This is a genomic window from Caulobacter sp. GW821-FHT09B11, assembly GCF_059418205.1.
In genome coordinates this window covers 63316-78270 of sequence record NZ_JBWKPK010000028.1, presented here as the reverse complement: position 1 = coordinate 78270, position 14955 = coordinate 63316, and the positions used below count along the sequence as shown (strand labels likewise).

General features: G+C 70.0%; 11 protein-coding genes, 2 tRNA genes and 1 pseudogene. 8 read left to right on the top strand and 6 right to left on the bottom strand.

The window, feature by feature from the left end; genetic code table 11:
* Window position 1 precedes the first annotated feature (1 nt).
* The 3 genes from AC07N1_RS19430 to AC07N1_RS19420 form a co-directional block, all read right to left on the bottom strand.
* Window positions 2-77, bottom strand: a tRNA-Ala gene (locus AC07N1_RS19430).
* A 172-nt stretch (window positions 78-249) separates the two neighbouring features.
* Window positions 250-325: transfer RNA gene (locus AC07N1_RS19425), tRNA-Ala, on the bottom strand.
* Window positions 326-536: 211 nt separating this feature from the next.
* Window positions 537-1007 carry a TIGR02300 family protein gene (locus AC07N1_RS19420; protein WP_487288851.1) on the bottom strand — a complete coding sequence of 157 codons (471 nt, stop codon included), beginning with the start codon at window positions 1005-1007 and terminating at the stop codon, window positions 537-539.
* A gap of 117 nt (window positions 1008-1124) precedes the next feature.
* Between AC07N1_RS19420 and aroA the strand changes: the two genes are divergently transcribed.
* From aroA to mscL, 5 genes and pseudogenes are all read left to right on the top strand, one after another.
* A complete protein-coding gene (gene aroA / locus AC07N1_RS19415; RefSeq protein ID WP_494673274.1) occupies window positions 1125-2453 on the top strand; it encodes a 3-phosphoshikimate 1-carboxyvinyltransferase in 1329 nt (442 codons plus the stop codon).
* 3 nt (window positions 2454-2456) lie between these two features.
* Window positions 2457-3107 carry a (d)CMP kinase gene (gene cmk, locus AC07N1_RS19410; RefSeq protein WP_494673273.1) on the top strand — a complete coding sequence of 217 codons (651 nt, stop codon included), beginning with the start codon at window positions 2457-2459 and terminating at the stop codon, window positions 3105-3107.
* 133 nt (window positions 3108-3240) lie between these two features.
* Entirely contained in the window at window positions 3241-4953 is a 1713-nt protein-coding gene (rpsA, locus tag AC07N1_RS19405; RefSeq protein ID WP_494673272.1) for a 30S ribosomal protein S1, read from the top strand.
* A 186-nt stretch (window positions 4954-5139) separates the two neighbouring features.
* Complete coding sequence (locus AC07N1_RS19400) at window positions 5140-5421, top strand: integration host factor subunit beta (protein WP_110120436.1); 282 nt, start codon at window positions 5140-5142, stop codon at window positions 5419-5421.
* 79 nt (window positions 5422-5500) lie between these two features.
* Window positions 5501-5911 (top strand): annotated as a pseudogene (gene mscL, locus AC07N1_RS19395) (large-conductance mechanosensitive channel protein MscL); the annotation flags it as partial.
* A gap of 317 nt (window positions 5912-6228) precedes the next feature.
* On the opposite strand, the gene AC07N1_RS19390 reads toward mscL, so the two are convergent.
* A complete protein-coding gene (locus tag AC07N1_RS19390) occupies window positions 6229-6465 on the bottom strand; it encodes a DUF1674 domain-containing protein (RefSeq protein WP_494673271.1) in 237 nt (78 codons plus the stop codon).
* 78 nt (window positions 6466-6543) lie between these two features.
* Between AC07N1_RS19390 and AC07N1_RS19385 the strand changes: the two genes are divergently transcribed.
* The 3 genes from AC07N1_RS19385 to AC07N1_RS19375 are packed head-to-tail and all read left to right on the top strand — an operon-like array spanning window position 6544 to window position 10304.
* Window positions 6544-7827, top strand: a complete 1284-nt coding sequence (locus AC07N1_RS19385) for an RsmB/NOP family class I SAM-dependent RNA methyltransferase (RefSeq protein ID WP_494673270.1) — start codon at window positions 6544-6546, stop codon at window positions 7825-7827.
* 59 nt (window positions 7828-7886) lie between these two features.
* Window positions 7887-8546 carry a ribulose-phosphate 3-epimerase gene (gene rpe / locus AC07N1_RS19380; protein WP_198575287.1) on the top strand — a complete coding sequence of 220 codons (660 nt, stop codon included), beginning with the start codon at window positions 7887-7889 and terminating at the stop codon, window positions 8544-8546.
* 9 nt (window positions 8547-8555) lie between these two features.
* A complete protein-coding gene (locus AC07N1_RS19375; RefSeq protein ID WP_494673269.1) occupies window positions 8556-10304 on the top strand; it encodes a heparinase II/III family protein in 1749 nt (582 codons plus the stop codon).
* 187 nt (window positions 10305-10491) lie between these two features.
* Here the strand turns inward: AC07N1_RS19375 and AC07N1_RS19370 are convergent, their stop codons facing one another.
* Window positions 10492-12159 (bottom strand): MFS transporter, encoded by a 1668-nt coding sequence (locus AC07N1_RS19370; protein ID WP_494673268.1) that lies wholly within the window; start codon window positions 12157-12159, stop codon window positions 10492-10494.
* Between the two features lie 71 nt (window positions 12160-12230).
* Entirely contained in the window at window positions 12231-14912 is a 2682-nt protein-coding gene (locus AC07N1_RS19365; protein ID WP_494673267.1) for a PAS domain S-box protein, read from the bottom strand.
* Between the last annotated feature and the right edge of the window lie 43 nt (window positions 14913-14955).

Below are 14955 nucleotides of genomic sequence, written 5' to 3'. Positions count from 1 at the left end.
TTGGTGGAGCTAAGCGGAGTCGAACCGCTGACCTCTTGAATGCCATTCAAGCGCTCTACCAGCTGAGCTATAGCCCCGAGGCTTTGGAAGCCCTGGTCTCCCGGATGGTCGCCCGGGAAGGCGCGGAACCTATGTCGAGGCCTTTCCGGGATCAAGCCCCCTCTGTGAGGCGAGGCTCAAGTTTTCCGGCAAGTCTTCGGACGGTTCCGAAAATGGAAACGGCCGCTCCCTTTAGGGAAGCGGCCGTCTTGGTGGAGCTAAGCGGAGTCGAACCGCTGACCTCTTGAATGCCATTCAAGCGCTCTACCAGCTGAGCTATAGCCCCAAGGCTCTTTCGAAAATCCGAAGACTTTCGTCTGAATTCCTTAGTCTCTTCGGCGGTTCCGAGTGGCTGTCCCCCGAAGAGGCGCGGAACCTATGCCGAGGTTTTTCCGGGATCAACCCCCTCGGCGAACTTTTTTTCGGGGTGCGACGAAACGCTGTGGAGAACCCGAAAACCCGGGGTCGGATCGCTCCGACCCCGGCGCATTCGCCGCTTAGCGGTCGTCGTCCTCTTCGCCCGGGAGGCCTTCGATCTCGTCGCCGAGATCGTCGTCGTCCTCGTCTTCCAGGAACGGAACGTCGTCGGCTTCGTCCTCGGCGAGGTCCTCGTCCTCGGCGAAATCGACGCCCAGGTCGTCGCCGCCCGGGGCCGGAGCCGCGGTCGGATCACCGTCCTCGTCGTCGGTCTCGACGACGTCGGCCTCGGCCGCCTCGTCGATTTCCGGGGTCTCGTCGACTTCGTCCTCGAAGCCGTCCTGCTCCTTGGGAGCCGGGACTTCCTTCTCGTCTTCGGCGTCGTAGTCCGGCGTGATGGCGCGAGCGCGCACGCGGCGGGACTTCAGCGCCTCTTCCGGATCGAACTGCTCACCGCATTTGGGGCAGACGGCCGGACGGCGGTTGAGGTCGTAGAACTTCGACTGGCAGCTGGGGCAGATTTGTTTTGCGCCCAAGTCGGGATTTGCCAAGGTGGCGACCCTTTGATCCTGATGGGAAAAGCGGCGGCTGACTTGCCATGACGAAGGGCCGCTGTCAAAAGCAAACCCCTTCGCGAAACACCTATGTTGCAAGGAGCCGGTTTCGGCATGACGACGGCTGGATTGAAGAGCACGCCCGGCGGAGCCCTTCGCGGTACGGTTCGGGCGCCTGGCGACAAGTCCATTTCGCACCGTTCGATGATCCTCGGGGCCCTGGCTAGCGGCACCACGACCATCGAGGGACTGCTGGAAGGCGACGACGTCCTGGCCACGGCCCGGGCGATGCAGGCCTTTGGCGCGCGCATCGAAAAGGAAGGCGTCGGCCGTTGGCGCGTCGAGGGCAAGGGCGGCTTCGCCGAGCCTTCGGACGTCATCGACTGCGGCAACGCCGGCACCGGCGTGCGCCTGATCATGGGCGCGGCCTCGGGTTTTGCGATGTGCGCCACCTTCACCGGCGACCACTCGCTGCGCGGCCGTCCGATGGGCCGGGTGCTCGACCCGCTGGCCCGCATGGGCGCCACGTGGCTTGGCCGCGACAAGGGCCGCCTGCCGCTGACCCTGAAGGGCGGGGGCCTGCGCGGCCTCGTCTACACCCTGCCCATGGCCTCGGCCCAGGTGAAGTCGGCCGTGCTGCTGGCCGGCCTGCACGCCGAGGGCGGCGTCGAGGTGATCGAGCCGGAAGCCACCCGCGACCACACCGAGCGCATGCTGCGCGCCTTCGGGGCCGAGGTGATCGTCGAGGATAAGAAAGGCGTGCGTCATGTGCGCCTGCCGGAAGGCCAGAAGCTGAAGGGCACGCACGTGCAGGTGCCGGGTGATCCGTCCTCGGCCGCCTTCCCGCTGGTCGCGGCCCTGGTCGTCCCCGGCTCGGAAGTGACCGTCGAGGGGGTGATGCTCAACGTGCTGCGCACGGGCCTCTTCACCACCCTGCAGGAAATGGGCGCGGATCTGGTGATCTCGAACGTCCGCGTCGAGAGCGGCGAGGAGGTCGGCGACATCACCGCCCGCCATTCGCAGCTCAAGGGCGTCGTGGTGCCGCCCGAGCGCGCGCCGTCGATGATCGACGAATATCCGATCCTGGCCGTCGCGGCCGCCTTCGCCGACGGTCCCACCGTCATGCGCGGCATCGGCGAGATGCGGGTCAAGGAAAGCGACCGCATCGCCCTGACGGCGGCGGGCCTTGCGGCCTGCGGCGTCACGGTCGAGGAAGAGCCGGAAGGCATGACCGTGGTCGGCACCAAGGGCGGCAACCATCCGGTGCGCGGCGGCGGCAAGGTGATCACCCACGGCGATCACCGCATCGCCATGAGCCACCTGATCCTGGGCATGGCGGCCCTGGAGCCGGTCGAGATCGACGAGCCGGGCATGATCGCCACCAGCTTCCCGGGCTTCGTGTCGCTGATGACGGGCCTGGGCGGCTCGATCGTCGAGGCCTGATCCATGGGTTTCGTGATCGCCGTCGACGGTCCGGCCGCCTCGGGCAAGGGCACCATCGCCTCGCGCCTGGCGGCCCATTACGGCCTGCCGATGCTGGACACCGGCCTGCTCTACCGGGCGGTCGGGGTGCGGCTGCTGGACGCCGGCGGCGACCTGGACGACGCCGCGGCCGCCGAGGCCTCGGCCCGGGGCCTCGACCTTTCCGAGCTGGAGCGGCCGGAGGTGCGCACCCGCGCCGCCGGCGAGGCCGCCAGCCGCGTGGCCGTGCATCCGGGGGTGCGCGCGGCCCTGTTCGACCTACAGCGGACCTTCGCCGGCCAGGACGGCGGCGCGGTGCTCGACGGCCGCGACATCGGCACCGTCATCGCCCCCGAGGCGCCGGCCAAGCTCTACGTCACGGCCAGCCCCGAAGTCCGCGCCGATCGCCGCTGGAAACAGCTGACCGGCCAGGGCGAAGGCGTCTCGTTCGAAGAGATCCTGGCCGACATCCACAAGCGCGACGAGCGCGACGGCGGCCGCAAGGACGCGCCCATGGCCCAGGCTAAGGACGCGACCTTGCTTGATACGTCGGAAATGACTATATCCCAGGCCTTCGATGCGGCTCTCCGCATCGTCGAGACGGCGCGCGCCCGGTGGGGAAACCCCAAGGGCTAATCTAACGCCCGCCTCGCCGCCGCTTTGGAAGCGCCGGATCGCATCAAAAAATCACTTCATCCGGAATCCCGAGAACCGTCATCCGACGGCGCTCATCGCAGGGCTTCCCACAACCCAGAGACCAAAGATCAGCATGGCTGACGACATGAGCTTCAACCCCACGCGCGACGATTTCGAAGCGCTCCTCAACGACTCCATGGGCGGCCGCGACTTCGCGGAAGGCTCCGTGGTCAAGGGTATCGTCGTTGGGATCGAGAAGGACTTCGCGATCATCGACGTCGGTCTGAAGACCGAAGGCCGCGTCCAGCTGAAGGAATTCGGCGTCGACGAGAACGGCAAGGCGACCATCAAGACCGGCGACACCGTCGAAGTCTTCCTCGAGCGCCTCGAGAACGCCATGGGCGAAGCGGTCATCAGCCGCGAAAAGGCCAAGCGCGAAGAAGCCTGGACCCGCCTGGAAGGCGTCTACGCCAAGAACGAACCCGTCATGGGCGCGATCGTCGGTCGCGTTAAGGGCGGCTTCACCGTCGACCTCGGCGGCGCCTCGGCCTTCCTGCCGGGCTCGCAAGTCGACATCCGTCCGGTCCGCGACGTCGGCCCGCTGATGGGCAAGGAACAGCCCTTCGCCATCCTGAAGATGGACCGTCCGCGCGGCAACATCGTCGTCTCGCGTCGCGCCATCCTGGAAGAAGCCCGCGCCGAGCAGCGCACCGAACTGGTGTCGCAGCTGCAAGAGGGTGAAATCCGCGAAGGCGTCGTCAAGAACATCACCGACTACGGTGCGTTCGTCGACCTGGGCGGCATCGACGGCCTGCTGCACGTCACCGACATGAGCTGGAAGCGCGTCAACCACCCGAGCCAGGTGCTCGCCGTGGGCGACACCGTGAAGGTCCAGATCGTCAAGATCAACCCGGACACCCAGCGCATCTCGCTCGGCATGAAGCAGCTGCAGTCGGATCCGTGGGACGGCGTCGAAGCCAAGTACCCGGTCGGCGCCAAGTTCACCGGCCGCATCACCAACATCACCGACTACGGCGCCTTCGTGGAGCTGGAAGCCGGCGTTGAAGGCCTGGTGCACGTGTCGGAAATGTCGTGGACCAAGAAGAACGTCCACCCCGGCAAGATCGTCTCGACCTCGCAGGAAGTCGACGTCGTGGTCCTGGACGTCGATCCGTCCAAGCGCCGCGTCTCGCTGGGCCTGAAGCAAGCCCTGGCCAACCCGTGGGAAGCCTTCGTCGAGGCTCACCCGATCGGCTCGACCGTCGAAGGCGAAGTCAAGAACGCGACCGAATTCGGTCTGTTCGTCGGCCTCGACAACGACATCGACGGCATGGTGCACCTGTCGGACATCGACTGGAGCGTCGCCGGCGAAGAAGCCATGGCCCGCTACAAGAAGGGCGACCTGGTCAAGGCCAAGGTGCTCGACGTCGACATCGAGAAGGAACGCATCTCGCTCGGCATCAAGCAACTGGCCGGCGACCCGATGTCGGGCGACACCTTCCGCAAGAGCCAGACCGTGACCGTCACCGTCACGGAAGTCACCTCGGGCGGCATCGAAGTCCGCTTCGGTGAAGACGACGCCCCGATGACCGCCTTCATCCGCAAGTCGGACCTGTCGCGCGATCGTCAGGAACAGCGCCCCGAGCGCTTCGCCGTGGGTGACCGCGTCGACGCTCAGATCACCAACGTGGACAAGGCCGCGCGCCGCGTCTCGCTGTCGATCAAGTCGCTGGAAATGGCCGAAGAGAAGGAAGCCATCGAGCAGTTCGGCTCGTCGGACTCCGGCGCTTCGCTGGGCGACATCCTCGGCGCCGCCCTGCGCGAGCGGGCCACCCCGAAGGAATAGGCTTCAGCCTCACGGCTTTAGCTGAAAGACAGGCGGCGGCCGGAGCGATCCGGCCGCCGCTTTTCTTTTGCGGACCGTCCGGGCGCAGCGCAGTCTTTGGAAACCGGTCGCAACCTTTTCCTTGAAGATTCCATGCCGCTTGGGCAAAGGTCGCGGCGCGCCGCTCCCTCGGCGCAGGGGACATCGATGATCAAGTCTGAACTCATCGCCAGGCTCGCGAACGAAAACCCGCACCTGACGCAAAAGGATGTGGAACGCGTCGTGGGCGTGATCCTCGAACGCATGATCGGCGCGCTGGAAGGCGGCGGCCGCGTGGAGCTGCGCGGCTTCGGCGCCCTGTCGGTCCGCTCGCGCCCGGCCCGGGCCGGCCGCAACCCGCGCACCGGCGAAACCGTCGACGTCCGCGCCAAGCATGTGCCGTTCTTCAAGAGCGGCAAGGAACTGCGCGCCCGCCTGAACGCGGAATAGTCGGGAAACCGACTCCCTTGCCCCTGCGGGCGAACCGCTTCAGCCTCTCGGCGTTGGATGTGCCGAGAGGGATTTTCGCATGAGCATCGTCAAGGAATTCCGCGAGTTCATCGCCCGCGGCAACGTCATCGACCTGGCCGTCGGCGTGATCATCGGCGCGGCCTTCAACGGCATCGTGAAAAGCCTGGTCGATCAGGTGATCATGCCGCCGATCGGCCTGCTGACCGGCGGGCTCGACTTCTCGAAGCTGGAATGGGTGCTGAGGCCCGAGGATCCGGCCACCGAGGCGGTCGAGAAGGTGGCGATCCAGTACGGCGCCTTCATCAACACCCTGATCCAGTTCTTCATCGTCGCGGCCGTGGTCTTCCTGCTGGTCAAGCTGGTCAACCAGATCCGCCGCGCCGACGCCGCCGACCCGGCCCCCGAGGCCCCGCCGGCCCCGACCCCGGAAGAAAAGCTGCTGACCGAGATCCGCGACCTGCTGGCCAAGCCGGCGGCGGCGGCCGTGGCTCCGGTGGCTGAAAAGCCCGCGCCGGCGGCGAAGACGCCCGCCGCGCCCAAGGCGACTCCCGCCAAGAAGCCGGCTGCGCCCCGCAAGCCGAAAGCCTAGAAAAACCTCTCCCATGGGGAGAGGGAGGGGCCCGCGCCGAAGGCGTGGGAGGGTGAGGGGGTAAGACGTCGAACGTCGCATCCCCTTCGACCCTGCCCTGTCCGGAAAGTCTGTAACCCCTCACCCTCCCATGCTGCGCATGGGCCCCTCCCTCTCCCTATGGGAGAGGTGAGATATGGTGGGAGAAGGGACGGGGACTAGAAATCCACCGCCACGCCCTTGCGCTCCCAGTCGCCGAAGCGCGTCGGCTCCGGGCCGTCTCGGCCGCCCCGTTCCGCGGGCAGCGAAGCGGCCGCATCGGCCTCGCGGCGGGCGGCGGCCTCTTCAAGGGCGCGGCGTGCGGCGGGGCTGAGGTCCTTGCCGGGGGCTGCGCCCAGGCGGGCCAGTTCCGGGTCCTGAACCTCGGAAAGCGGGGAAGAAAGATCGTCGGACATGCGCTTTCATAGCACGCAAGCGTCGATCCGGCATCCAAGGGGCTTGCGCTCGCGCTCATTGCGGGGCACGGCGGGGCGGTGACTCAGGAATTGAACGACGGCCTTCCCGCTCGGGAAGCGGCCCTCGCCCTACTCGACGCGGCCCTTTCGCGCCGCGGCGGCCTCGACGAGGCCGCGACGACCAACGCCTTCCGCGCGCTCGAGCCGCGGGAGCGCGCCTTCGCGCGCGCCCTGGCCATGGCCGCGCTGCGCCGTCTGGGACCCGTCGACCGGGCCCTCGCCGCCAAGCTCAGCAAGGAGCCGCCGCCCCGCGTGCGCAACCTGCTGCGGCTGGGCGCCACCCAGGCCTTCTATCTCGAGGTGCCCGCCTTCGCCGCCGTCGCCACCAGCGTGGAGCTGGCCGGGGCCAACAAGACCAGCCGTCCGTTCAAGGGCCTGGTCAACGCCGTGCTGCGCGGCCTGCTGCGCGACGGCGCGCCGTCCGATGATCCGTCCGACCTGACGCCGCCGTGGCTGTTCGCCCGCTGGGCCGGCGCCTGGGGCCAGGACGACGCCCGCGCCCTGGCCGCCGTCGTGGCCGAGGAGCCGGCCACCGATCTGTCCCTGAAGCCCGGAACCGACGTGGCGGCCATGGCCGAGGCCATGGAGGCCGAGGTGCTGCCGGGCGACACCCTGCGCACCCGCCGCCGCGGCGACGTCGCCGCCTGGCCCGCCTTCGAGGACGGCAGCTGGTGGGTGCAGGACGCCGCCGCCGCCGTTCCGGCCCGCCTGCTGGACGTCAAGCCCGGCGAGACCGCCGTCGACCTCTGCGCCGCTCCGGGCGGCAAGACCCTGCAGCTGGCGGCCGCCGGCGCCAAGGTCGTGGCCGTCGACCGCTCGGCCTCGCGCCTCAAGCGGGTCGGCGAGAACCTGGCCCGCATGAACCTCCAGGCCGAGGTCGTGGCCGCCGACGCCGCGACCTGGACCGACGAGCGCGTCTTCGACGCCGTGCTGCTGGACGCGCCGTGCTCGGCCACCGGCACCTTCCGCCGCCACCCCGACGTGCTGTGGGCCGCCCGCCCGGGCGACATCGCCAGCCTGGCGACCGTGCAGTCGGTCCTGCTGGACAGCGCGGCCAGGCGCACCGCCCCGGGCGGCCGCATGGTCTATTGCGTCTGCTCGCTGGAGCCGGAAGAGGGCGAGGCCCAGGTCGAGGCTTTCCTGGCCCGCCATCCGGAATTCTCGCTGGCCGCGATCGCCGCCGGCGAGGGCGGGGCGCCGCAGGCCAGCCTGACGCCGCGCGGGACCCTGCGCCTGCTGCCGCATCATCGCGAAGGCGGCCAGGACGGCTTCTTCGCGGCCCGCTTCGTCAAGGCCAGCTAAGGCTGCAACTCAACCGCTCGCTTGTAGCGCGAGCCTTTGCCCGGTAAGCCAGGAACACCATGACCGCGCCGATCATCGCTCCGTCGATCCTCGCTTCCGACTTCGCCAAGTTGGGCGCCGAAGTCGCCGCCATCGAGGCGGCGGGCGCCGACTGGGTGCATGTCGACGTCATGGACGGCCACTTCGTGCCGAACATCACGCTGGGTCCGGACATCGTCAAAGCCATCCGGCCGCACGCCAAGATCCCGTTCGACGTGCACCTGATGATCAGCCCGGCCGATCCCTATCTGGAAGCCTTCCGCGAGGCCGGCGCAGACATCATCAGCATCCATCCGGAAGCCGGCCCCCACCTGCACCGCTCGCTCAAGCGCATCCGCCAGCTGGGCGCCAAGGCCGGCGTGGTGTTCAACCCCTCGACCAGCCTCGACCACGTCGAATGGATCCTCGAGGACGTCGACCTGGTGCTGGTCATGTCGGTGAACCCCGGCTTCGGCGGCCAGAGCTTCATTCCAGGCCAGCTGCGCAAGGTCGAGGCCCTGCGCAAGCTGATCGACGCCCAGGGCCTGGACGTCATCGTCGAGGTCGACGGCGGGGTGACCCCGGTCACCGCGCCCCAGTGCGTCGCCGCCGGCGCCACGGCCCTGGTGGCCGGCTCGGCGGTGTTCAAGGGCGGCCCGGACGCCTACGCCGCCAACATCCGCGCCCTCAAAGGGGACTGACGCCACCGCATGACCGGCGCGCCCGACTCGCCTTCCGCATCCCAGGCCGCCGGGCGTCCCCTTGGACGTCCTGTGCGCCGGGGATCCGTGTTGGCGCGGTCGATCGCCGCTTCGGTCCGCGCCGGCGTCGAGCGCGAGTGGTTCGGCTCGCCGCCGCACCGGGCGCTGATCTCCTCGCCGCGTCCCGTCGGCCTGGCCGCCCGGCCGCATGATCCCCGTCCGGTGCAGGTCCAGCGCGGCCGCCAGCTGCTGGACGGCGTGCTGACCCTGCACGACGAGAGCCTGAAGGTCGGGGCCGAAGGCGACCCGTTCGACACCCCCAGCCCTTCGCGCCCCTTCGCCGTCGCCCTGCACCGCTTCGACTGGCTGCCCGGCCTGCTGGCCCATGGTCCCGAGGGCGCGCGTCGCGCCCTGCGGCTGATCCAGGATTGGCGGCGGGTGTTCGGCACCTGGAACCAGTTCTCGTGGTCGGGCGAATGCCTGGAGCGCCGCACCTTCCACCTGGCCTGCGCCGCCAAGACGCTGTCGCCCGGCGCCTCGGACGCCGAGGCGACGGCCCTGGCCCTCGACATCGCTCGGGGCGCGCGCCAGCTGCTTCGGGCCTCCGACGCCCCCGACCGCGCCCTGGAACGGGCCGTGGTCGTCACCGTCGCCGGCACGGCCCTGGTCGGCAAGGCCAGCGACCGCCTGATGGCCGAGGGCCTGCGCCGGGTGCTGAAGCTGCTCGACGTCGTCGTGCTGGGCGACGGCGGCCATGCCGCGCGCTCGCCCGAGGCCGGGCTGGAGCTGTTGTTCGACCTGCTGACCCTCGACGACGCCCTGGGCCAGCGCGGCCGGCCGACGCCGGAGGCGATGAGCCGGGCCATCGACCGCCTGTCGTCGGGCGTGCGCTTCTTCGCCCTGGCCGACGGACGGCTGGCGGCCTTCCACGGCGGCGAGGCCATCGAGCCGGCCCGCATCGCCGCGGCCCTGGCCCATGACGACCACGGCCCCCAGCCGCCGATGGACATGCCCCACGCCGGCTTCCAGAAGATGCAGGGCGGCACGATCCAGGTCATGGCCGACGCCGGCGTTCCGCCCGTGGGCGCGCTGAGCCGCGCGGCCTGCGCCCAGCCCGCGGCCCTGGAGATCATCTGCGGCAAGGATCGGCTGATCACCTCCAGCGGCTGGAGCCCCGAGGCCGCCAACGCCCAGGCGTTTCGCCTGTCGGACGCCGCCTCGACAGTGTCGGTGGGCGACGGCTCGGCCGGCCGGCCGCTGTCCGGGTTTCGGGCCGCCGCGCTCGGCCCGTGGCTGGTCGACGGGGCGACCAGCGTCGAGTCCCGCCGCCACGACGCCGAGCAGGGCGTCTGGCTCGACATCGTCCACGACGGCTGGCGGCGCCTGGGCCTCAAGCACGCCCGCCGCCTGTTCCTCGACATCGGCGCCGACGAGCTGCGCGGCGAGGACAGCCTGATCCCGATGGCGGAAGCGAAAGTCGACGGCCCGCGCCGCTATCACCCGTTCAAGATCAGCTTCCACCTGCACCCGGACGCCCGCGCCTCGCTGGCCCGCGACGGCAAGAGCGTGCTGATCAAGGGGCCGTCCAACATCGGCTGGTGGCTGCGCAACGACGCGCCCGATGTGGCGGTGCTGGCCTCCCCCCACTTCGACCACGGCCACGCCCGCCAGGCCGGAGTGATCGTGCTGAAAAGCCAGGTCCGCGCCGAGAAGGGCGCGAAGATCAGGTGGAAGCTGGCGCGAGCGGCGGATCACTAAATTTCCCCTCTTCCAGAGGGAGAGGGAGGGGCCCAGGCGATAGCCTGGGAGGGTGAGGGGTTAAGACCTCGCCGATTTCGTACATCGATCAGGTGATGGGACCGCCAATGGCGTACCCCCTCACCCTCCCACGCCTGCGGCGCGGGCCCCACCCTCTCCCCACGGGAGAGGTTTTCCTAAGGCCGCCTCAGTCGAGACTCCGCCCCTTCGTCTCCGGCAGCAGGAACACCGTGGTCAGCACGCTGATCAGGGTGAAGACCACCGGGTACCAGAGGCCGGCATAGATGTTCCCCACCGCCGCCACGATGGCGAAGGCGCTGAAGGGCACGAAGCCGCCGATCCAGCCCGTGCCGATGTGGTAGGGCAGCGACAGCGCCGTGTAGCGGACCTTCGTCGGGAAGAGCTCGACCAGGGCCGCGGCCAGCGGGCCGTAGAGGGCGGTGGCCCCGATCACAAACACCAGCAGCACGCCGAACACGCCCCAGATGTTCATCCGGGCGGGATCAGCCGCGGTCGGATAGCCGGCCTTGGCCAGCGCCGCCTTGATCGCGGCCTCGCCGGCGGCCTTCACCGCCTTGGCGTCCTTGGCCGGCAGGCCCTCGGCGCTTTTCGAGACGATGCGCGTCTCGCCGATCTGGACGACGGCGGGGGCGCCGGCCGAGCCGGTCTGGTTGGCGTAGGAGACGCCGGCATTGGCCAGGGCGCTCTTGGCGATGTCGCAGGACGAGACGAAGGCGGCCTTGCCGATGGGGTCGAACTGCAGGGCGCAGTCCCCGGGGGCGGCGGTGACGCTGACCGGAGCCCTCGCCGAGGCCTCGGCCAGGGCCGGGTTGGCGGCGCGCTCCAGCATGTGGAAGCCGGGGAAGTAGAAAACGAGCGCCAGGGTCATGCCGCCCAGCATCACCGGCTTGCGGCCGATCCTGTCCGACAGCCAGCCGAACACGACGTAGAGCACCGCGCTGACCGCCGCGGCGCCCATCATCAGGCCGTTGATCGTGCCGGGCGCGACCTTGAGGAACTTCTCCATGAAGGTCTGGATGTAGAAAAAGGTCGTGTACCAAACAGCCCCCTGGGCTGACATCACGGCGAAGAAGGCCAGCAGCACCAGCTTGAGGTTCTTCCACTGGCCGAAGGCTTCGGCATAGGGGGCCTTGGACGCCGCGCCCTCTTCCTTCATCCGGGCGAAGGTGGGGCTTTCGCTGAGCTTCAGGCGCATCCAGACCGAGACCGCCAGCAGGCCGATCGAGACGGCGAAGGGAATGCGCCAGCCCCAGTCGTCGAAGGCCGCCGGTCCGACGAGGGCGCCCAGCAGCCAGCGGGTCGCCAGGATGACCAGCAGCGCCGCGAACAGGCCAAGGGAGGCCGAGCTCTGCACCCACGACGTCGCCCGGCCGCGCTGGCCCGGCGGGGAATGCTCGGCGACGTAGATCGCCGCCCCGCCGTACTCGCCGCCCAGGGCGAAGCCCTGCACGCAACGCAGGATGATCAGCAGGATCGGGGCGATGATCCCGGCCTGCTTGAAGGTGGGCAGCAGGGCGATGGCGAAGGTCGCGCCGCCCATCAGCAGCACCGTGGCCAGGAACGCGCCCTTGCGGCCGGCCTGGTCGCCGATCTTGCCGAAGACCAGCGCGCCCAGCGGCCGGAAGGCGAAGCCGACCCCGAACAGGGCCAGGGCGGCGACATAGCCGGCGGTGTCGGAGAGGCCGGTGAAGAAGGTCTTGGAGATGACCTGGGCCAGGCTGCCGAAGATGAAGAAGTCGTACCATTCGAAGGCCGTGCCGGCCGACGAGGCCGCCACCACCGTGCGCATCGACGCGCCTTCTGAGTGAGCCGCGCCCGATACCGGTTCCGTCATTCGGAATCCCCCTGATTGATCGGAGGATTAGCCCGGAACGCGGCGGTCTGGGAAGTCTTCGGAGAACGTTGTCAGGCGACGGCGGCCTGGGCCCCAGCGGCGGCCCCAGCGGCGGCTTCGGCGACGCGGACGATCTCCGACAGCAGGGCCGTGGGCGAGATCGGCTTGGCGGCCACCCCGTTCATGCCGGCGGCCAGGTAGGTGGCCCGCTGGTGGGCCAGGACGTTGGCGGTCAGGGCGACGATCGGCGTGGCGCCGGCCGGGCCGGGCAGGGCGCGGATCCGGCGCGAGGCCTCCAGCCCGTCGACGCCGGGCATCTGCACGTCCATCAGGATCAGGTCGAAGCCGCGCTCGGCCGCCTCGACGCCCGACAAGCCGTCCTCTGCGGTTTCGACCGAGGCGCCCAGCATCTCCAGGATCCGGCGGGCGACCATGCGGTTGGTGGGGTTGTCCTCGACCACCAGCACCTTCAGGCCCTGCAGCATCTGCTCGTCGACGGCGTCGCCCTGGGCGGCGTGGGCCACCGGCGGGGCGACGATGGTCAGGCGGAAGGTCGAGCCCTCGCCCTCGATCGACGAGAAATCGACCTCGCCGCCCATCATCTGGGCAAGGCGCCGGGTGATGGCCAGACCCAGGCCCGAGCCGCCGAACCGGCGGGTGGTGCTGGCGTCGGCCTGCTGGAAGCGCTGGAACAGGCGGGCCTGGGCGTCGCCGGGGATGCCCACCCCGGTGTCGGCCACCTCGAACACCAGGCCGTCGTCGCCTTCGCGGCGCAGGCGCAGGGCCACCGAGCCCGACAGGGTGAACTTCACGGCGTTGCCGACCAGGTTGAACAAGGCCTGGCGCAGGCGGGTGGGGTCGGCGAGCACGATGCCGACGTCCGGGGCCTCGACGATCAGGGCCAGGCCCTTGTGCTCGGCCTGGCCGCGCAGCAGGCGCGCGACGCTGCGCACCAGGTCGGCCGGGTCGATCGGCTCGGGCGTCACGTCCAGGCGCCCGGCCTCGATGCGCGAGAAGTCGATGATGTCGTCCAGCAGGGTCGAGAGCATGCGGCCGCAGGCCAGGGCCTCGCCCAGCAGGTGGTCGGCTTCCGAGGAGAGCCCCTGGCGCTTGAGCAGGTGGATGATCCCCAGCACCCCGTTCATCGGCGTGCGGATCTCGTGGCTCATATTGGCCAGGAACTGGGCCTTGGCCTCGTTGGCGGCCTGGGCGGCGCGCTCGGCCTCCACCAGGGCCAGCTCGGCGCGCTTCTGCTCGTCGATGTCGAGCACCAGGCCATAGGCCTTGCGCACCCGGCCCGAGGCGTCGCGGCGCACCTCGTGGAACAGGCGGATCCAGCGCTCCTCGCCGTTGGGGCGCACGACCCGGGCGTCGAAGGCCCGCTCGCCCCAGCGGCCGACGGCGCCGGCGGCGTAGACGGCGGCCACGTCCTCGGAGCGGATCATCGGCCAGATGGCCTGGCGCACGTCCTCGAAGGTGATGCGGCGGCCCAGGATGCGATGGAATTCCGGCGAGCCCCAGAACGAGCGCTCGGCGTGGTCGATCTCGTAGACCCCGGCCTGGGCCGCGCCCAGGGCGGTCTTCAGCCGCCGGGCGTTGGCGCGGGCCTCGCGGCGGGCGTCGGCCAGGGCGGTGACGTCGTCCATGTAGGTGATGACGCCGGCGATCGCCCCGCTGGCGTCGCGCCAGGGGCGGGCCTCCCAGCGCAGGCGGTGCTCGCGGCCCTGGCCGTCGGTCAGGCTGTCCTCGCGGCGCACCACCGTCTGGCCGGTCAGGGCGCGCTCGACGGCGGCGACGAAGCGCTTGCGCGCGCCGTAGGTCAGCTCCTGCAGCGACTTGCCGATGACCTCGGCCTCGCTGGCCTGGAAGATCTCCAGGAAGCGGGGGCTGACCACCTTCAGGCGCAGGTCGCGGTCATAGAGGGCCACGGCGAAGGGCGCGCCCTCGACCAGCCGGCGGGCCTTCTGCTCGCCCCAGCGGGCGAGATCCCGGTCGCGGGCGACCTCGGTGATGTTCTGCGAGATGCCGCGCAGGGCGAAGACGCCGCCGGGACGGGGCTCGGTCTGGAAGGTGGCGCGGAACGAGAACTTCTGGCCGGTCGCGCCGCGCATGTGGTGCTCGATCGTGCCGCCCTGGCCGGTGCGCACGGCGCGGGTGAAGGTCGCTCGCACCCGGCTGCGCTCGGGCTCGTCGAGCTGGGCGTAGAAGGTCTCGGGCGTCGAGACCTGCTCGGGGCGCAGGCCGGTCAGGCTGAGGATGTCGCTCGACCACTCGATGCGCTGGGTGACGGGATCGAAGCTCCAGACGCCGACGCCGGCCGCCGAGGCCAGCATCTCGCGGGTGCGGCGCGACACGGCCTGCTCGGCCTTGCGGGCCACCTCGGCCGAGACGTCGCGCAGGGTGCCGACCATCTCGCCGGCCGGACCCTGGCGCACGTGCGCCTCCAGCCAGATGCGGCGGTCGTCCTTGCAGATCATGCGCACGCGCAGGACCGTGCCGCCCATGGCGCGGATAACCTCGCCGGCCTGGAGCAGCTCGGCGTGGTGCTGGGGGTCGATGAACTTCAGGGGCGGCTGGCCGATCAGCTCGGCGGCGGTCCAGCCGGTCAGGCGCGTCCAGGCGGGATTGACGGTGACGAAACGGCCCTCGACCACGACGGCGAACAGGTCGTGGGCGTTCTCGAAGAACCATTGCGCGCTCTCGGCCTGGCTCAGAGGCGCGGGCGGCGTGTCTGGCGAGCGCGGCGAGGACAATCCCAGCTCCCGGCGGAAGGTGAGGCGGATCGTCGCGCCCAAG

What these genes read in the sequence shown, in the direction of transcription:
- aroA (WP_494673274.1), top strand. Translation starts at nt 1,125, where the DNA reads ATGACGACGGCTGGATTGAAGAGCACGCCCGGCGGAGCCCTTCGCGGT.
- cmk (WP_494673273.1), top strand. Translation starts at nt 2,457, where the DNA reads ATGGGTTTCGTGATCGCCGTCGACGGTCCGGCCGCCTCGGGCAAGGGC.
- rpsA (WP_494673272.1), top strand. Translation starts at nt 3,241, where the DNA reads ATGGCTGACGACATGAGCTTCAACCCCACGCGCGACGATTTCGAAGCG.
- AC07N1_RS19400 (WP_110120436.1), top strand. Translation starts at nt 5,140, where the DNA reads ATGATCAAGTCTGAACTCATCGCCAGGCTCGCGAACGAAAACCCGCAC.
- AC07N1_RS19390 (WP_494673271.1), bottom strand. Translation starts at nt 6,465, where the DNA reads ATGTCCGACGATCTTTCTTCCCCGCTTTCCGAGGTTCAGGACCCGGAA.
- rpe (WP_198575287.1), top strand. Translation starts at nt 7,887, where the DNA reads ATGACCGCGCCGATCATCGCTCCGTCGATCCTCGCTTCCGACTTCGCC.
- AC07N1_RS19375 (WP_494673269.1), top strand. Translation starts at nt 8,556, where the DNA reads ATGACCGGCGCGCCCGACTCGCCTTCCGCATCCCAGGCCGCCGGGCGT.
- AC07N1_RS19370 (WP_494673268.1), bottom strand. Translation starts at nt 12,159, where the DNA reads ATGACGGAACCGGTATCGGGCGCGGCTCACTCAGAAGGCGCGTCGATG.